At 72.5% G+C, this 15,213-nt stretch carries 8 protein-coding genes; 3 read left to right on the plus strand and 5 right to left on the minus strand.

The genetic code is table 11. The annotated features are described in order from the left end of the window. Window positions 1-71 precede the first annotated feature (71 nt). Window positions 72-1,598, minus strand: coding sequence for a type VII secretion protein EccB (eccB, locus tag ABD339_RS30100; protein ID WP_344570318.1), 1,527 nt, complete (start codon window positions 1,596-1,598; stop codon window positions 72-74). Between the two features lie 231 nt (window positions 1,599-1,829). Between eccB and eccE the strand changes: the two genes are divergently transcribed. The 3 genes from eccE (at window position 1,830) to ABD339_RS30115 (ending at window position 7,865) form a co-directional block, all read left to right on the plus strand. Further along, a complete protein-coding gene (gene eccE, locus ABD339_RS30105) occupies window positions 1,830-3,203 on the plus strand; it encodes a type VII secretion protein EccE (protein ID WP_344570319.1) in 1,374 nt (457 codons plus the stop codon). After that, complete coding sequence (locus tag ABD339_RS30110; protein ID WP_344570320.1) at window positions 3,203-3,910, plus strand: hypothetical protein; 708 nt, start codon at window positions 3,203-3,205, stop codon at window positions 3,908-3,910. The genes eccE and ABD339_RS30110 overlap by 1 nt, the downstream gene beginning before the upstream one ends. Before the next feature lie 325 nt (window positions 3,911-4,235). Then, complete coding sequence (locus tag ABD339_RS30115; protein WP_344570321.1) at window positions 4,236-7,865, plus strand: SCO5717 family growth-regulating ATPase; 3,630 nt, start codon at window positions 4,236-4,238, stop codon at window positions 7,863-7,865. Between the two features lie 205 nt (window positions 7,866-8,070). Here ABD339_RS30115 and ABD339_RS30120 read toward each other — a convergent pair whose 3' ends face one another. The 4 genes from ABD339_RS30120 to rbfA form a co-directional block, all read right to left on the minus strand. Further along, window positions 8,071-9,024, minus strand: coding sequence for a bifunctional riboflavin kinase/FAD synthetase (locus tag ABD339_RS30120; RefSeq protein ID WP_344570322.1), 954 nt, complete (start codon window positions 9,022-9,024; stop codon window positions 8,071-8,073). 292 nt (window positions 9,025-9,316) lie between these two features. Beyond that, entirely contained in the window at window positions 9,317-13,225 is a 3,909-nt protein-coding gene (locus ABD339_RS30125; protein WP_344570323.1) for a serine protease, read from the minus strand. Between the two features lie 479 nt (window positions 13,226-13,704). Further along, the gene (gene truB, locus ABD339_RS30130) at window positions 13,705-14,652 is read right to left on the minus strand and encodes a tRNA pseudouridine(55) synthase TruB (RefSeq protein ID WP_344570324.1); all 948 of its coding nucleotides are present in this window, start codon (window positions 14,650-14,652) and stop codon (window positions 13,705-13,707) included. Between the two features lie 3 nt (window positions 14,653-14,655). Further along, window positions 14,656-15,201, minus strand: coding sequence for a 30S ribosome-binding factor RbfA (rbfA, locus tag ABD339_RS30135; protein ID WP_344570325.1), 546 nt, complete (start codon window positions 15,199-15,201; stop codon window positions 14,656-14,658). Between the last annotated feature and the right edge of the window lie 12 nt (window positions 15,202-15,213).

Consider the following 15,213-nt stretch of genomic DNA (forward strand, 5'->3'; position numbering starts at 1 on the left):
TTCCTCCGCGGGGCCGTCGAGCTGCCCGCGGTCTCGTGTGTGCTCCTGTGCGGCATCGCTCTCCCCCGGTCTCAGGAGCCCTGCGGCTGGCGTGCGCTGCCGGTGGACAGGCGGGGGCCGGTCGGCAGGAAGGCGGCCCATTCGGCGGGGACCCGGGCGAGTTTGACCCTCTCGTAGCCGAGGCGCCGTTGTGCGTTCTTGTCCTCCTGCTGCTGCGCTTCCTGTTCGGCCTTGCTCTTCTTCTCCTTGCCGATATCCGATTCGTCCCGCTCGCTGTCGAGGTTGGACTGCATGGCATAGCGCAGTCCGGTGTCGGTGACGAGGAAGACTCCGCCGGCCTTGGTGTTCCGGCCCTTGAACTGGCGGAAGAGCTGGCCGGTGCCGGGGGTGACATAGGCGCTGGTGGAACCGGAGGGCACCTCTTCGGGGAAGTCCTTGCCGGACCACGTGCTGAGCGTGGTGGCTCCCGTCTTGTTGTCGACGTCGCGCAAGACGTTGCAGGCGACGTTGCGGCTTCCGGAGCGGGTGGCGGCGGAGTTGACCGCGTGCCCCTTCTCCTTGGGCCACTTCAGCTTGGCTCCGAATTCCTGGAAGGTCGGGGAGAAGGCGCTCGCGCTGACCTCCTTCGCCCGGTTGTTCTGTTCGAGGGGCTCCAGTTGCGTGGAGGAGAGCAGCAGCTGGGCCATGAAGCCGCTGATGGGCATGACCTTGTCGCGCAGCACCACGTAGTGCTGCATGTGGTTGCCCGCCGGGGCCTTGATGACGGTGCCGATCTTGTTGATGTCCGGGTCGAGGCTGGAGACGCCCGCCTCCTCCCCCACCGGCTGGGCGATGCGCGGGAACCCGATGTCGGAGCCGGTGTGCAAGGTCGCCAGCCACTGGCGGGAGACCCGCTGCGGCTTGCGGTTGTCGGCCAGAACACGCTGGAGCAGCTCGTTGTTGGGCATCCCGTACTTCGTGCCGGACTTGTCCACCATGTACAGCCGGTCGTCGGGGCCCTGGACGAAGAGCAGCTCCCCGCCCGTCAGCCGGTTCTTGCCGTCCACCTTGTGCTCGTCGCGCTCGGCCAGCACGAAGGACGCCTTCTGGACGGCGCGGTCGCCCTGGCTCGGACGTTCACAGACGGCCCAGCGCTTCTTCTTGCCGGCCTCCTCGGGCGCGGGGAGGCGGTCGGGGGCGTAGGGGATGCCGATGGTCGGGCCGTGCGGGATGTCGCCGTTGTCCAGGACCTTCTCGTCCACCTTGACGACCTGGCCCTTGCCCGGGTCGAGGAGCAGCTTGGCGGAGGCGAGATTGAGCACCGGATGAAGCTGCTTTTGCCCGTCGGTCATCAGCACCACATAGCGGGTGGTCGACTCCGAGCCGATGATGACCTTCTCCTTGGGCTGGTCCCAGCCCTGCGGCGCTTTGGGTTTGAACATGCCCCAGGCGCCGAAGCCCGCCAGTATCACCGCTCCGACGATGATTCCGGGAAGGAAGCCGCGCATCGGCCGGGGGGCGCCCTCTTCGGTCCCTGTCGGTGAGGGCTGGAGAAACGCCGCCACCAAGCGCTTCTTCGCGAAGGTGTAGGCATTGAGCTCATCGCGCCGTGATGCCATGAGTGAAAGACGCTCCCCTGAAGTGCCGCTGTCCCCTGTTGGTCCCGCTCGGTCCGGGCGCCGGGCCGCACCCGCCCGCGGGGCGCCGTACCGCCCCGGGTCGCTGCCTATTGTCGGACCGGGCCCCTACTATGCCGGTTGGGGATCGTGGTCCGCTGCTCCGGTATCGTGATCGCCCGCCCAACACCCCTGACGAGTGGGGTTATTTCGGACATGAGGGGGCCTTCTCGGATGGGATCTGCGACGGGGGTGCGGGGTGCCACGGGCACCGCGAGGCGCCGTGGGGCTGCGGCCTCCGGGCGCCCGGGGGCCGCCCCACCCGCCCCGAGGGCGCCACGCCCCCAGGTCCCGGCCTCCACGACGCTGCGCACCGAATCCCGCACCAGCCGGCTCGGACCGTTTCAGTTGCAACAATTCGTGCTGCTGGAGCTGGCCGCCGCCGTACTGCTGATCGCCGCCGCCGTGGACCGGCTGATGCTGGTGCCCGCCGCCGTGCTCGCGGTGGCACTGGTCCTGCTGGCGGTACTGCGCAGGCACCAGCGGTCGCTGCACGACTGGAGCGGGAGGCGCCTCGCGCTGCGCGCGCGCACACGCGCCGCCGCCCAGCCCCTGACGCCCGCGATGGTCCTGGACGACGAGGGCGAGCGGGTGAACGCCAGCTTCCTGCCCGTGGTGGAGTGCGCGCCCGGGTTGCGGACGTACGCGTATCTCGACAAGAAGCGGCGCACCATCGGCATGCTCGGGGACGGCACGTTCCTGACGGCCCTCGTACGGATCGAGGCCAGATCCAGCGCGCTGCGCCCCGCCTTCGGCACGCGCGCCCTCCCCCTGGGGCTCATGCACGACGCCCTGGATGTGGACGGCATCGCCCTGGAGTCGGTGCAGATCGTCCAGCACGTCCAGCCCGCCCCCGCGCCACATCTGCCCGAACAGTCGGTGGCCAGGAGGAGCTACGGCCCGCTCCAGGAGCAGACGGGCTCGCCCGCGCTGCGGCTGACGTGGGTGGCGCTCAAGCTCGACCCGGAGCTGTGCCCGGAGGCTGTCGAGGCGCGTGGCGGCGGCTTGGAGGGCGCTCAGCGCTGCCTGGTGCGAGCGGCGGACCATCTGGCGAGCCGGGTGACGGGAGCCGGATTCATCTCGACGGTGCTCAACGAGGAAGAGCTGATCTCCGCGGTGGCCACCTCGGCCTGTGTGAACCCGGTGGCGACGGCGCGCGCGAGCCGGCCGGACGCGGCGCCCGCCCGGCGCACCGCCGAGTCCTCGCGCGTGTGGCGGTGCGACGACCGCTGGCACACCACGTACGGGGTGGGCCGCTGGCCGGAGCTGGGCCGCGCTGCCACGCCACTGCCCCGGCTGGTGGCGCTGCTGACCTCGGTGCCGACGCTGACCACCACCTTCAGCCTGACGCTGGGCCGCTCGGCCCGCCGCACCGCGGTCACGGTCAGCGGCCATGTGCGGCTGACCGGACGCTCGGACAACGAACTGGCCGCGGCCCGGCGGCATCTGGAGCAGGCCGCGCGCTCGGCCCGGCTGAGCCTGGTGCGGCTCGACAGAGAACAGGTCCCCGGCGCCCTCGCCACCCTGCCGCTGGGAGGTACCCGCTGATGGCCACCGGCGCTCGCCCCCACGGCCTGCTGGGCCCCCGGCATTCGGCACACGCCCTGCCGGCCGACCATCTGGGCGCGCTCTCGCTGCCCATCGGAGACGACGGCGTGGTCGTCGGGAACGACTCCGAGGGCCGCCCCCAGGTCGTCGGCTTCCACCATCCGGTCGCCTACGACGTACTGCTGATCGGGGGCCTGTGGACAGCGCAGGTCCTCGCGCTGCGCCTGGCCGGAACGGGCGCGCGCGTCGCGGTGGAGACCGGCCGCGCCCAGGCGTGGACGACGCTGGTGCAGGCCGCGGGCGCGGGCCAGGAGTGCATCTCGCTCTACGACGTGGGCCGGGTGCCGCCCATGGGGGCCACCGTCGGCAGCCCCGTACTCGTCATCCGGGACTGCGGCATGCGCCCACCGCGCGGCCGGGTCTCCTCGATGCCCTGGCAGTCGGTACTGACGCTGCTGCCCTATCTCAGCCCGGTGGCCCCCCGGTTGCTGCGCGGTGCCTCACTGGTGGGCATCCAGCGGGTCTCACCGGATGAGGCACAGCACATCGGCCGGATCATGCAGTTGCCCCGCCGGGAGGTGGAGGCGCTCTCCACGCTGGGCGACGGCGTGACGCTGTGGTGTACGCGACACGACCGCCAGTACTCGCTCACCCAGCCGACCGACGCGGAATCCGGACTGCTGGGCACGGCCCGCCGACTGGACTGAGGGCGGATGGAAGGCCCCCGCGGCCACAGAGATGACAGCCGGACGGGGCCACGGTGCACACTGGGCGGAGCGACCGTCGGACGACGGCAGTTGAGCGGGTAAGGATCGCTGAAGCGGTTGGGGTGGCTTCGCCCGAAGTCCCTCACCTGCTCCCGGTTGTGCCGCATACGGGTGGAGTTGGAAAGTTCGGTCGAAGGGCACACTTTCTTCCCCTTCCGCTGGCAGGACCGAACTGCCGTAACGGCAGTCGCGATGATTAGGCTGGAGTGACGTGCGTGGGTCAGCGCGCGTCAAACCGGGGTGAATGACCACAGCAGGAGGCATTGTGAGCAGCGATCGGGACGAGATCCGCGTCGGCGGGACCACGCCCGGCTCCGATCGGCTCGATGCGGAAGATGTTGAGTCCGAGACCGAATCGACGGGGCAGTTCACCATCGATTACACGCCTCCTGCCTGGTACACGCAGGAGGCGGCCGGCCGGTCCGACAGCACTCCGGTGAGCGCCCCCACAGAGCCCCCGGGCACGGGGTACGACGCGGGCTACGGAACGGGCTACGGCCGCGACGACGCCGCGGAGCGCGAATCGGGATCCGGCCCGGAGCACGGGGCGGGAACGGGCTTGGAACACGGGTCGGGACTCGGCTCCGACCGCACCTCCGGCTACTCGGACCCCGCTTCCGGCTATGGAACCCCCGCACCGGAGGCCCCGGCCTACGGCACGGGTTACGGCACGGACTACGCCAGTGCCCCGCCGCCCGCCGCTCCCACCGCGCCGCCCTCGGCCGAGGCACCGCGGATGCCCTCCAGCGAGCCGGACCCGCCCGCCCCCGCCGACGACCTGCCGGCCTTCCCCTCCCTGAAGCCCCTCGGCGAACAGCGGGCGGGGCGGGAGCAGGAACGGGAACAGGAGCCGGAACAGGAGCCTTCGGCAGATGCACGCGAGCCTGACGGCGCCGCCGGTCGTCCGGATGCGGAAGCCGTACGCGACGAGGGGGGCGTACTGGGGCCCGACTCCTTCGGTGAACGCTCACTGGATGAGGGCGAGCCGGAAGAGGACTTGCGGGACGGGGCCCGGTCGCAGTCCGGCGCACCGGATGCCGCCACTTCGGGCGCCGCACCGGATACCGCCACTTCGGGCGCCGCACCGGATACCGGCTCGTACGACGACGCACCGGATGCGGGTTCGTTCGGCGTGAGTTCCTGGCGGCCGGAGTCCGTGGCTCCGGAGGCAGGGACCTCCTCCACTACGGAACCGCCCTCCACCGAGCCCGAACCGCACTCCTTCTCCGAGCCGTCGAGCGAGGACGAGCAGGAGCACGCCCGGTTCCCGGCAAGCCTCCAGGACGACCAGAGCGCTGCCGGGATCCCGGGCACCCGCACGAGCGCGGATGAGCATGCTCGTGAAGAAGCCGAGGACCGGGGGGACGGGGCCGACGCGACCTCCGGACCCGTGTCAACGCCCCCTGAGCCGGAGGCGGACGCGCCCGGAAGCGGGCCCGAGAACGGGCCCGGAAGCGGAACGGCCCACAGCGCCGGCGACGACAGCGGGGACAGCGCTCCCAAGGGCGCCGGGGACGCCGAGGACGGCGCCACCATGCGCTTCTCGGCCTCGGCCCTGCGCCGCGAGATGGCCGCCTACGCCAAAGCGGAGCGCGAGCACGAGCACGAAGAGTCCACTACGAAGGATGACGGGGAGAACCTCCCCGCCCCCACGGCGACCGACAGCGGTCCCCCGGCACCTTCCGTGCCCGGCACCGCCACTTCCACCAACCCCTCCCCCGCGTCCACTCCCGCACAGCCGGAGGACGAGTCCCGGGACGCCGTAGGCGCCACGTCCGGTGACGATCCGTCAGGTTCCGGCTTCCGCACGGGTTCTGCGAAGGGAATGGGCAGCCCCGAGGCGCAGGACGCCATTCCGGCCGCCTACGACTTCGCGCTGGAATCACCCTCCGAGGAGCGCCGGATCGAGGACGCCCCGCCGCCTCCGGCTCCCGCCGAACCGCGGGACGCCGAGCCTCGGGACGCCATTCCTCCGCACCCGCTCTCTCCGGCAGCGCCCCAGCAGGCCGCACCGTGGCCCACCACTCCCGCCGAGGGGGGCGGCAGCACCCCAGCCGGTGGCGGACTCCCGCCGCTGCCACCGGACTTCCAGCCCGCCACCGCTTCCCCGCCTCCGGGGACGCCCTGGCCCGCGAACGGCCCGCAGCAAGGTGACGGCTCGCAGCAACCCGCGCAACCGCCGCTGACGCAGCCGCAACAGCCCCCGCAAACCCCACAGCCGCCGCAGTCCCAGCCGCCACAGGGACCGAGCCCGCTGCCCGCCACCGGACAGGGCGGCTACGGATACCCGCACAACCCCGCGCCGGGCCAGCAGCAGCCGGGGACCGATGTAGCTCTGCCACCGGGCGACGCTCCCCTGTCCTCGGCTCCCCAAGGACAGCAGCCGCCCCAGCAGCCGCACGCACCGCACACGCCAGAGGCCGCACAGGCACCCCAATTTTCCCAAGGCCAGCAGGGCTCCCAGAGCCAGCCGGGCCAGCAGAGCCAGGGCGCGTACGGATATCCGCACCCGGCCGGACAGCCGCAGCCGGGCCAAGTTCCGCCAGGTCACGCCCAGCCGGACCAGCATCCGCAGCCCCTGCCCCCGCACGGTCAGCAGGCCCACCCCGCTCAGCCGCAGCCCGGCCAGGCACAACCGCCGACGGCTCAGGGCCAGGCCCCAGACCAGCCCCCGGTCCCCGGCCAGGGCCAGGGCCAGCCTCCCGCCCAGACTCACTCGCCGCTCCAGCCCCACCCCGGTGCGGTGGATCCGCGTCGGCTGGACCAGTCCGGCTCTCCGCTTGGCTATACAGCGGCAGTTGAGCTGTCCTCCGACCGGCTGATCAACAGCAAGAAGAAGCCCCGGCCGCAGAACCCCAACCGGAGCGCCAACCGCTTCCGCTTCGGCGCGAAGAAGGAGGAGGCCGAGCGTCAGCGCAAGCTTGAGGTGATCCGCACTCCGGTGCTCTCCTGCTACCGGATAGCGGTCATCAGCCTCAAGGGCGGCGTCGGCAAGACGACGACCACGACCGCGCTGGGCTCCACCCTGGCGACCGAGCGCCAGGACAAGGTCATCGCCATCGACGCCAACCCGGACGCCGGTACGCTCGGCCGCCGGGTACGCCGCGAGACGGGTGCCACCATCCGGGACCTGGTCATGGCGATCCCGTACCTCAACAGCTATATGGACATCCGCCGGTTCACCTCGCAGGCGGCCTCCGGGCTGGAGATCCTGGCGAACGACGTGGACCCGGCGATCTCGACCACGTTCAACGACGACGACTACCGACGCGTCATCGACGTGCTGGGCAAGCAGTATCCGATCATCCTGACCGACTCCGGCACGGGTCTGCTCTACTCCGCGATGCGCGGAGTGCTGGACCTCGCGGACCAGTTGATGATCATCTCCACGCCCTCGGTCGATGGCGCCAGCAGCGCGAGTACCACGCTCGACTGGCTGGCGGCGCACGGATACTCCGACTTGGTGCAGCGCAGCATCACCGTGATCTCCGGGGTCCGTGAGACCGGCAAGATGATCAAGGTCGAGGACATCGTGGCGCACTTCGAGACGCGCTGCCGCGGTGTGGTGACCATCCCGTTCGACGAGCACCTTTCGGCGGGCGCCGAGCTGGACTTGAGCCTGATGCGGCCCAGGACCCGGGAGGCGTACTTCAACCTCTCCGCGCTGGTCGCCGAGGACTTCGCCCGTGCCCAGCGGGAGCAGGGCCTGTGGACGGCCGATGGCAATCCGCCGCCGCAGCTGGCCCCGCCCATGCCGGGCCCCGGCGGACAGCCGGACCCCTCACAGGCCCAGGGCCCGGGCGGGCAACAGGCCCAGGCACCCCAGCAGCCGTACGCGGGCGGGGGTATGACCTACCCGCAGCCGCCTCAGTCCGGCGGCGGCTGGCAGCAGTAGCCTCGCGGTTGCGGCAGCAACGAGGAGGGGCCCGGGGGGACGATCCGCCGGGCCCCTCCCCAGTGTTTCCACGTCTCCGTGCGGTCGACACAGCCGGCACAGCCAACTGCCGGTCCTCAGCCACCAACTACCGGCCACCTGCTGTCGGCTGTCGGCTAACGGCTGTCGATCCGCCCCGTCGGCCGCCGACTGCCCACCGCCGGCTTCAGCCCCGCTCCGCGTCGGCCACACCGACCAGATCTCTGGCCCGGTCCACGTCCAGAGCCATGCGGTCCTTGAGCGCGTCCAGAGTCTCGAACTTCTCCTGGCCCCGGATGTACTCCAGGAAGTCCACCTCGACATGCAGCCCGTACAGGTCCAGGTCCACACGGTCGATGGCGTACGCCTCCACTGTGCGTTCCGTGCCCTCGAACTGGGGGTTGGTGCCGACGGAGATCGCCGCGGGCATCGCCTCGCCCCGCACCGTCAGCCAGCCCGCGTACACCCCGTCGGCGGGGATGGCGGTGTGCGGCAGGGTCTCCACGTTCGCGGTGGGGTAGCCCAGCTCGCGTCCCCGCTGCGCGCCGCGCACCACGATGCCCTCGACGCGGTGCGGCCTGCCGAGGATCTCGGCGGCCCCGCGCACCTCGCCCTCGGCGATCAGGCGGCGCGTCAGCGTCGAGGAGAACGGCTCCCCGCTCTCCGCACGCTCGAAGAGGTCCACGACGACCACGTCGTAATCGTACGTTCCGCCCAGCTCGGCCAGCGAAGCGACGTTCCCCGCCGCCTTGTGGCCGAAGCGGAAGTTGGGGCCCTCGACGACGCTGCGGGCGTGCAGCTTGTCGACCAGGACCTTCACCACGAAGTCGGCCGGTGCCAGCTTGGAGAAGTCCGAGGTGAAGGGCAGGACCAAGACCGCGTCCACCCCGAGGTCCGCCATGAGATCGGCCCGCCGGTGATGGGGGGCGAGCAGCGGGGGGTGGCTGCCGGGGCGGACGACCTCGCTGGGGTGCGGGTCGAAAGTGACGACGACGGCGGGAACGTCCAGCTCCCTGGCGCGCTCCACCGTCTTGCCGATGATGAGCTGGTGCCCGCGGTGCACCCCGTCGTACGAGCCGATGGTGACGACGCTGCGCCCCCAGCCCTCGGGGATGTCCTCCAAGCCACGCCAGCGCTGCACGTCCTGCTCCTCGTCGATACCTAGTTAGCCAGTGCCTGAGCCGATGGTGATGACGATGGTTCTCGCCGGTCCAAGGGTGCCATGCCGCGCACTCGTGCCCGGCACGGACCCACCCCGGCAGGATCCACCCAGTGGCCGGACGGGAGGCGCCCGGCCACGGTCCCGGCCACTGTCCCGGTCCCGGCCCTCCAGCGGGCGGGCGTCCCGACACGGCCCCGGTGAGGCCCTCGGGCCGGGAGCGCCGCCGGGGGCCGGAAAGCGCCGCCCCGGAGCCCCGGGCCGGGAGCCCGCCCTATGTACGCGTACCCAGCACCTCGCACATACGGCGGGCGCCCGGCCCCAGCACCGCCCAGGCATCCGGTGCGCCGGTCACCCATGCCCGCAGGGCCCCCGCGAAGCCGGGCACCTCGCGCGCGAGGCCCGCCAGAGCCCGGTCGAAGCAGGCGACGCCCTGCGGTACGACGGCCATCCGCAGTCCGATACGCCGCACCAGCTCTCCTTCGGGCCAGCGCTCCTCGGCAGGCTCCACCGCTGACGGCCCCGATCCGGATGCCGTCCCCGGTCCTGACCCCAAGCCCAACCCCGGTCCTGACCGCGACCCGGATTCAGCCCCCGGTACCGACGCCCATGCCGGTCCCGTACCCGTCCCCGTACCCGGCGCCGATGCCCCAGCGCTCCCCGCGCCACCGGATGCCATGACTTCTTCCGCACCACCGGATGCCGCGCGTTCTCCGTTTCCACCGGATGCCGGGAATCCTCCGTCTCCGCCGGATGCCGCGGATCTTCGGGCCCGCCGCTGCCGGCCGCCCCTGACCACCGCGTCCAGCGCCGTCTCCAGCACGGGCAACTCCCGCTCCGCTGCCAGCAGCAGGTCCAGCAGTTCATCGCGCAAGGGCCCCTGCCCCGCGCCGAGGACGCGGGCCAGGCTCGCCCGCAGCGGTGCCTCCTGGGAGGACACCGGCCCCGTCAAGAGCGCGGAGAACGCGGTGAACACCGGCTCAGGATGGGTGTTCAGCGCCGTTCCCAGTGCGGCTGTCAGCTCGGGGTCGCCCGTCTCGGCGAAGCGCCGGAGCGCGGCATCCACGTATCTCGAACGGCTGGCGGGATCCCGTACCAGCAGTGCCAGCGCCGCGTCACCCCGCGCGGAGCCGCCGCACTCACGCAACAGGGCGAGCGCGGCACCCCGCAGCAGTTCGCGGTCGGCGTCGCTACGGACGCGGCGCGCGGCGCGCAGCCCGTAGGTGGCCGCCGCGCCCCACCGCCCGTCGCGCCTGTCACGCCCGCCCCACCCGTCGCGCGGGGCGCGTGCCCAGCGACGGACGGCGCGGCAGACGCCCGAGGGCTCCTCGTGCACCAGTTCGGCGAGCAGTTCGTCGGCGCGCGGGTGCGCCGCCTCCACCAGCACCTCAAGCAGCTCATCCAAGGCACGCCCCCGGTGGACGTACAAGAGCGCCTGCGCCGCGGCGGCCACGGTCGGAGCCGGGCCGTCGGCCTCCCGCACGTCCTCCGTGCACAACCGCAGCGGACGCGGGTCGCCGAACCACTCGCACAGCACCGGCTGCATGGCCTGGGGCTCGGCCGCGAGCAGCCCACCCACGACGTCGAGGAAGCGCTCCCGCGACGCGGCATCCGGACAGCCGGGAAAGGCAGGATCGGAGGGTCGGCCGGAAGGGGCGTGCCGCCCCGGAAACGGAGGGTCCGCCGGGAGCAGGAGCCGCAGCAGTTCTGCCTTGTCAGCCACGGGCAGGGACAGACGTCGCCAAAACCACGGCCCGAAACCGGAATATGGCGCGTACCCGGAGTCGCCCTCCTTCCGTGCCTCCGCTTCCGTCCTCACGACGAAGCGGGCGAGGACGCGCAGCACCTCCGTGTAGGGGCCGGCATCCGGCACCCGGAGCAGGGTCTCCCTCAGCAGGTGCGCACTCCACCACACCGCCTCGTCGCTGCGCACACTCTCGTCACCGACCTCCCCCTCCCCCTCATCACCCACCTCCTCGTCGTCGTTCCCGCTCTCGTCGCCGCCATCGGAGGCGGAGGCGCAGGCGCAGGCGGACACCAGCGCGTCGGCCAGCCTCCGCAGCCGCGGGGCCAGCGCCTCGTGGCCGTCCCGGTGCCCGCACAGCAGGAGCGAGTGCACCACCGGCCCGGCGCGGTGACGCGGGACGGGGGCGAGAGTGGCGGCGCTTCTGTGGTGCACCAACGCGTCCAAAGCGGCGTCCAGTTCGAGGTGGCGGCCCTGGATCCAGTCGGCGAACTCCTCGTCCGCGAAGCGGTACCCCTCACCCGCCCGCACCAGTGCGCCCTCGGCGAGTACGGCGGAGGCCCAGCCTCCGCTCCGGGGGAACAGCTCCTCGAAGGCAGCTGGCTCCAACTCCCCCTGCCCCGGCCCCAGACAGTGCCGGGCCGCCTGGTGGAACCGGCCCGCCACCCGCGTGGCCAGCCGCCGGACATCGACCGGCCCGGCCGCTGTCCCCGTCCGCCGCTCTCCGCTCCTCATCCGCAGGGCGACGCGCAGACAGAGCAGGTCCAGATAGGCGGAGAAGATCTCCACCCGCGCGGGCTGCCGCGCGGACAGCGCCCCCGCCCCCGAACCGCCCTGTGCCGCGTGCACTTGGGCCAGCATCCGGATCGCCAGAGGGTGCCCCTCATCCTCCGGTGCGAGCGCACCGTCCCGCAGGCCGTAGACCGAACGGACCCGGACGGCTTCCCGCTCCGGCAGATCGCCGATACGCACGCACCCGGGCAACACCTCTCCGGACGGCACTCCGGACAGCGCTCCGAATGGCACTCCGATGGGCACTCCGGCGGACGAACCCGCCGCCTTCCGCGAACCCTCCGGCTTCCGCGAAGGTGCCGACTCCTGCGGAAGCGCCGCTTCCGCCCAGGCATCCGGTGGCACGTGCAGCATCTCGCGGGGGAAGAGCGGACCGGCGTGCCCCCAGAACTCGGGGCGGCAGGCCACGGCCATACGGGCCCCCGCGGCACGCAGCCAGCTCGCCGTCCCGGTGATCCACCGGCGCAGGCGCTGGGCGAGTTGGGGCGGCATCTCCTCGGGGGAGTCGAGCAGGACGAGCAGCGGGCGGCCCGCGGTGCGCGACAGGCGTGCGACCACATCGGGGTTGGCCTCGCGCGGATCCTGCGCACGCCACACGCCCAGGCCCGCCGCATGGTGGGAGGCGGCGAGGATCCGGCCCGCCGAGGCCAGTGCGCGCCCGACGGCCTCCCGTACGCTGCCGTCGCCGTCGTGCAGGTCGGCCCCGCGCAGCCACACGGTCGGCGCGGGCTCCGCACCGTCGGCCGGGGTGGGCACGGAATCGGAGGCCGCCGCGGGTACAGTCCCGGCGGCCGGCACAGGCGCGGCGCCGAAGATCCGCCGTGCGGCGAACGCGGCCAGTTCGGTCGTGCGTCCGGTGCCGGGGTCACCCAGCAGCGCGAGGACGGAGGCGTTCCCGTTCGCGAACTCCTTCAGGGCGATAGCGATGCCGGGCCGGGTCGCCGCGTGCGCACAGCGCTCCACCGCCGGCCCGACCGAGGTCGCCGACAGCCGGAGTGCTCCGGCCAGGTTCAGGTCGGGCCCGAAGCCCGGCACTCCTGCGGCGTTGTGCCGCAGGAGCGCCCTGAGCGGTCCCTCGGGCACCGGCATCCCGGTCGCGTACAGCGGCACCGCGAAGACGGCGGCGCGGCCCGGAGCGTGCAGCGCGGTGCCCAGGACGCCCAGGACGGCGCCGGTGACAGCGTCCAGCACGGGTGCGCCCGACGCCGGTCTGCTGAGCCGCAGTTGCACGCGCAGGGCGTCGGGGACCGCCAGTTCCAGCACCTGGGCCAGGGGGTGGTAGCGCTCGGTCGAGGTGTACGTCGCCGCGGTGGTGCCGACCAGCGTCGCCCGCAGCGGCTCGTCGATCCGCAGGTCAACCGGGCTGCCGCCGGGATGCGCGCGCTCACCGCCGATCACCAGCGGCGCGAGCCCCAGCCCCCGGGTACGGATGAGCGCGAGGTCCCACTCGGGAACCGGCGTGATGTCGCCGCTCTCGGCCAGGCAACTGCGCCCGCCCGCCTGGACCACCACCCGGCTCAGCCCATCGACCGCTTCATGGCTGGTGACGAGGGTGCCGAGAGCGTCGGCCGGGAAACCCGTGCCCCGCGGCCGTCCCGCCAGATCGCAGATGTGCGCCAGAGCGGGCCCCCTACGCACCGCCGACATCGCCCGAACCTCCACGCTGGCCGCCCCACCGCCCCACCATCCCGACCGTAGAGCGGAGTTGATCAGCGGCGACAGGCCCTGCCGCGAACGCGCCCCCGTCCGCGCCCATGCTTCACTCCAAGCGCCCGCACAGGGGGGTGAAACGGTGTCCACGAGTGGACATAGAGATCTTGGGGATCAGGAGGGGGAACGTGGGGCGGGCGCCCGCACGTGCGAAGGGGGCGCCCGGCGTCCGCGCACGAACACCGGGCGCCCGCCGCACGCTCGCCGGGCACCGGGCACCGGGCACCGGGTACCGGGCACGCAACACCGAACACGCCATAACGGACGCTCAACACCCGATCCCGCGACACCGGACACTCAACACCGGGGCCGCAACGCCATACCCGCCCGGACAACACGGACGGCGAGGGCGAACGCAGATGAACCCAGATGACGGCGCGGGCTCAGGGCAAGGACCACCGCGGGTGACGGCAGACTCAGGCGAACACAGCCAGGCTCTTCGCCTTGCCGTCCCACTCCTCCACAAGCGCCACGAACCGCTCTCCAGGCCCGAAGACCGCGACCGGCCCACCGCCCGCACCGGACTCGCGCTGCCGGACGAACGCCGCCGGCATGCGCAACCGCGCGCCGTTGCCGATCAGCCGGGCCTGCTCCTCATCGACGTCCCAGCGGGGGAATGCCTCGGCCGCCGCCTCGCCCAACGGCAGTACGGGCAGCGGCTGTTCGCCGTCCACACGCTCCTGCAACCGCTCCAGCGTGTACGCACCCTCCAGCCCGTACGGGCCGACCCGGGTGCGGCGCAGCGCCGTGAGGTGGCCGCCCGTGCCGAGCGCCGAGCCCAGGTCGCGGGCGAGCGCACGCACGTACGTGCCGGACGAGCACACCACGGAGACCAGCAGGTCGGTGACGGGTGTGCCGTCCTCCGCCGTCTCCTCGCGCATGTCGTGCACCGCGAACGAGGAGACGGTGACCGGCCGGGCGGCCAGTTCGACCTCCTCGCCCTCGCGCACCCGCGCATAGGCCCGCTTGCCGTCCACCTTGACGGCGCTGACCTTGGAGGGGATCTGGAGGATGTCGCCGGTGAGCCGCGCGACGGCGGCGTCCACGGCCTCGCGGGCCAGGTCTTTGGCTCCCGACGAGGCGGTGAACTCGCCCTCCGCGTCCTCGGTCACGGTGTCCTGGCCGAGCCGGACGGTGGCGACGTACTCCTTCTCGGTCAGCGCGAGATGGCCGAGCAGCCGGGTCGCCCGCTCGGTGCCGAGGACGAGCACCCCGGTGGCCATCGGGTCGAGCGTTCCCGCATGCCCCACGCGCCGGGTGCGTGCCATACCGCGCAGCTTGGCGACGACGTCGTGGGAGGTGAAACCGGCGGGCTTGTCGACGATGACCAGCCCGCCGGGCCCGTTGTCTCTCTTACGTGCCACAGCTCAGGCGCTCTCGTCCTTGCCGCGCGTGCCCGTGCCGCCACCCGCGCCCCGGCCGTCGCCGCCCGCGTCCGCGACGTCCTCGATGTCGTCATCGACCTCGGCTTCGTCGGCGGGGTCGGCGTCCTCGCCCGGCTTGCGGTACGGGTCGGCCTCGCCCGCGTACGAGGCGCCGGAGGAGACCTTGCGCACCTCCTCGTCGGCGGCCCGCGCCCGCGCGAGTGCCTCGTCGATCGTCTTGGCGTTCTCCGGCAGGGCGTCCGCCACGAAGGTCAGGCTCGGCGTGTGCTTGATGCCCGCGGCGGAGCCGACGGCGGAGCGGAGAACGCCCTTGGCGCTCTCCAGGCCGGCCGCGGCTGCCTTGCGCGCCTCTTCGTCGCCGTAGACGGTGTAGAAGACCGTCGCCTCCCTGAGATCGCCGGTGACCCTGGTGTCCGTGACGGTCACATGTGTGCCGAGCCGCGGATCCTTGATACCCCGGTACAGCTTTTCCGCGACCACCTCACGGATGAGGTCCGCCAGCCTCTTCGCCCGCGCATTGTCGGCCACTGGTCCGTCTCC

Origin of the sequence: Streptomyces axinellae (assembly GCF_039532135.1) — a bacterium.
Lineage (GTDB): Bacteria > Actinomycetota > Actinomycetes > Streptomycetales > Streptomycetaceae > Streptomyces > Streptomyces axinellae.

Bases quoted from the DNA above. Each gene is read 5' to 3' on its own strand.
- ABD339_RS30110 (WP_344570320.1), top strand. From the start codon at position 3,203: ATGGCCACCGGCGCTCGCCCCCACGGCCTGCTGGGCCCCCGGCATTCG.
- eccB (WP_344570318.1), bottom strand. From the start codon at position 1,598: ATGGCATCACGGCGCGATGAGCTCAATGCCTACACCTTCGCGAAGAAG.
- eccE (WP_344570319.1), top strand. From the start codon at position 1,830: ATGGGATCTGCGACGGGGGTGCGGGGTGCCACGGGCACCGCGAGGCGC.
- ABD339_RS30125 (WP_344570323.1), bottom strand. From the start codon at position 13,225: ATGTCGGCGGTGCGTAGGGGGCCCGCTCTGGCGCACATCTGCGATCTG.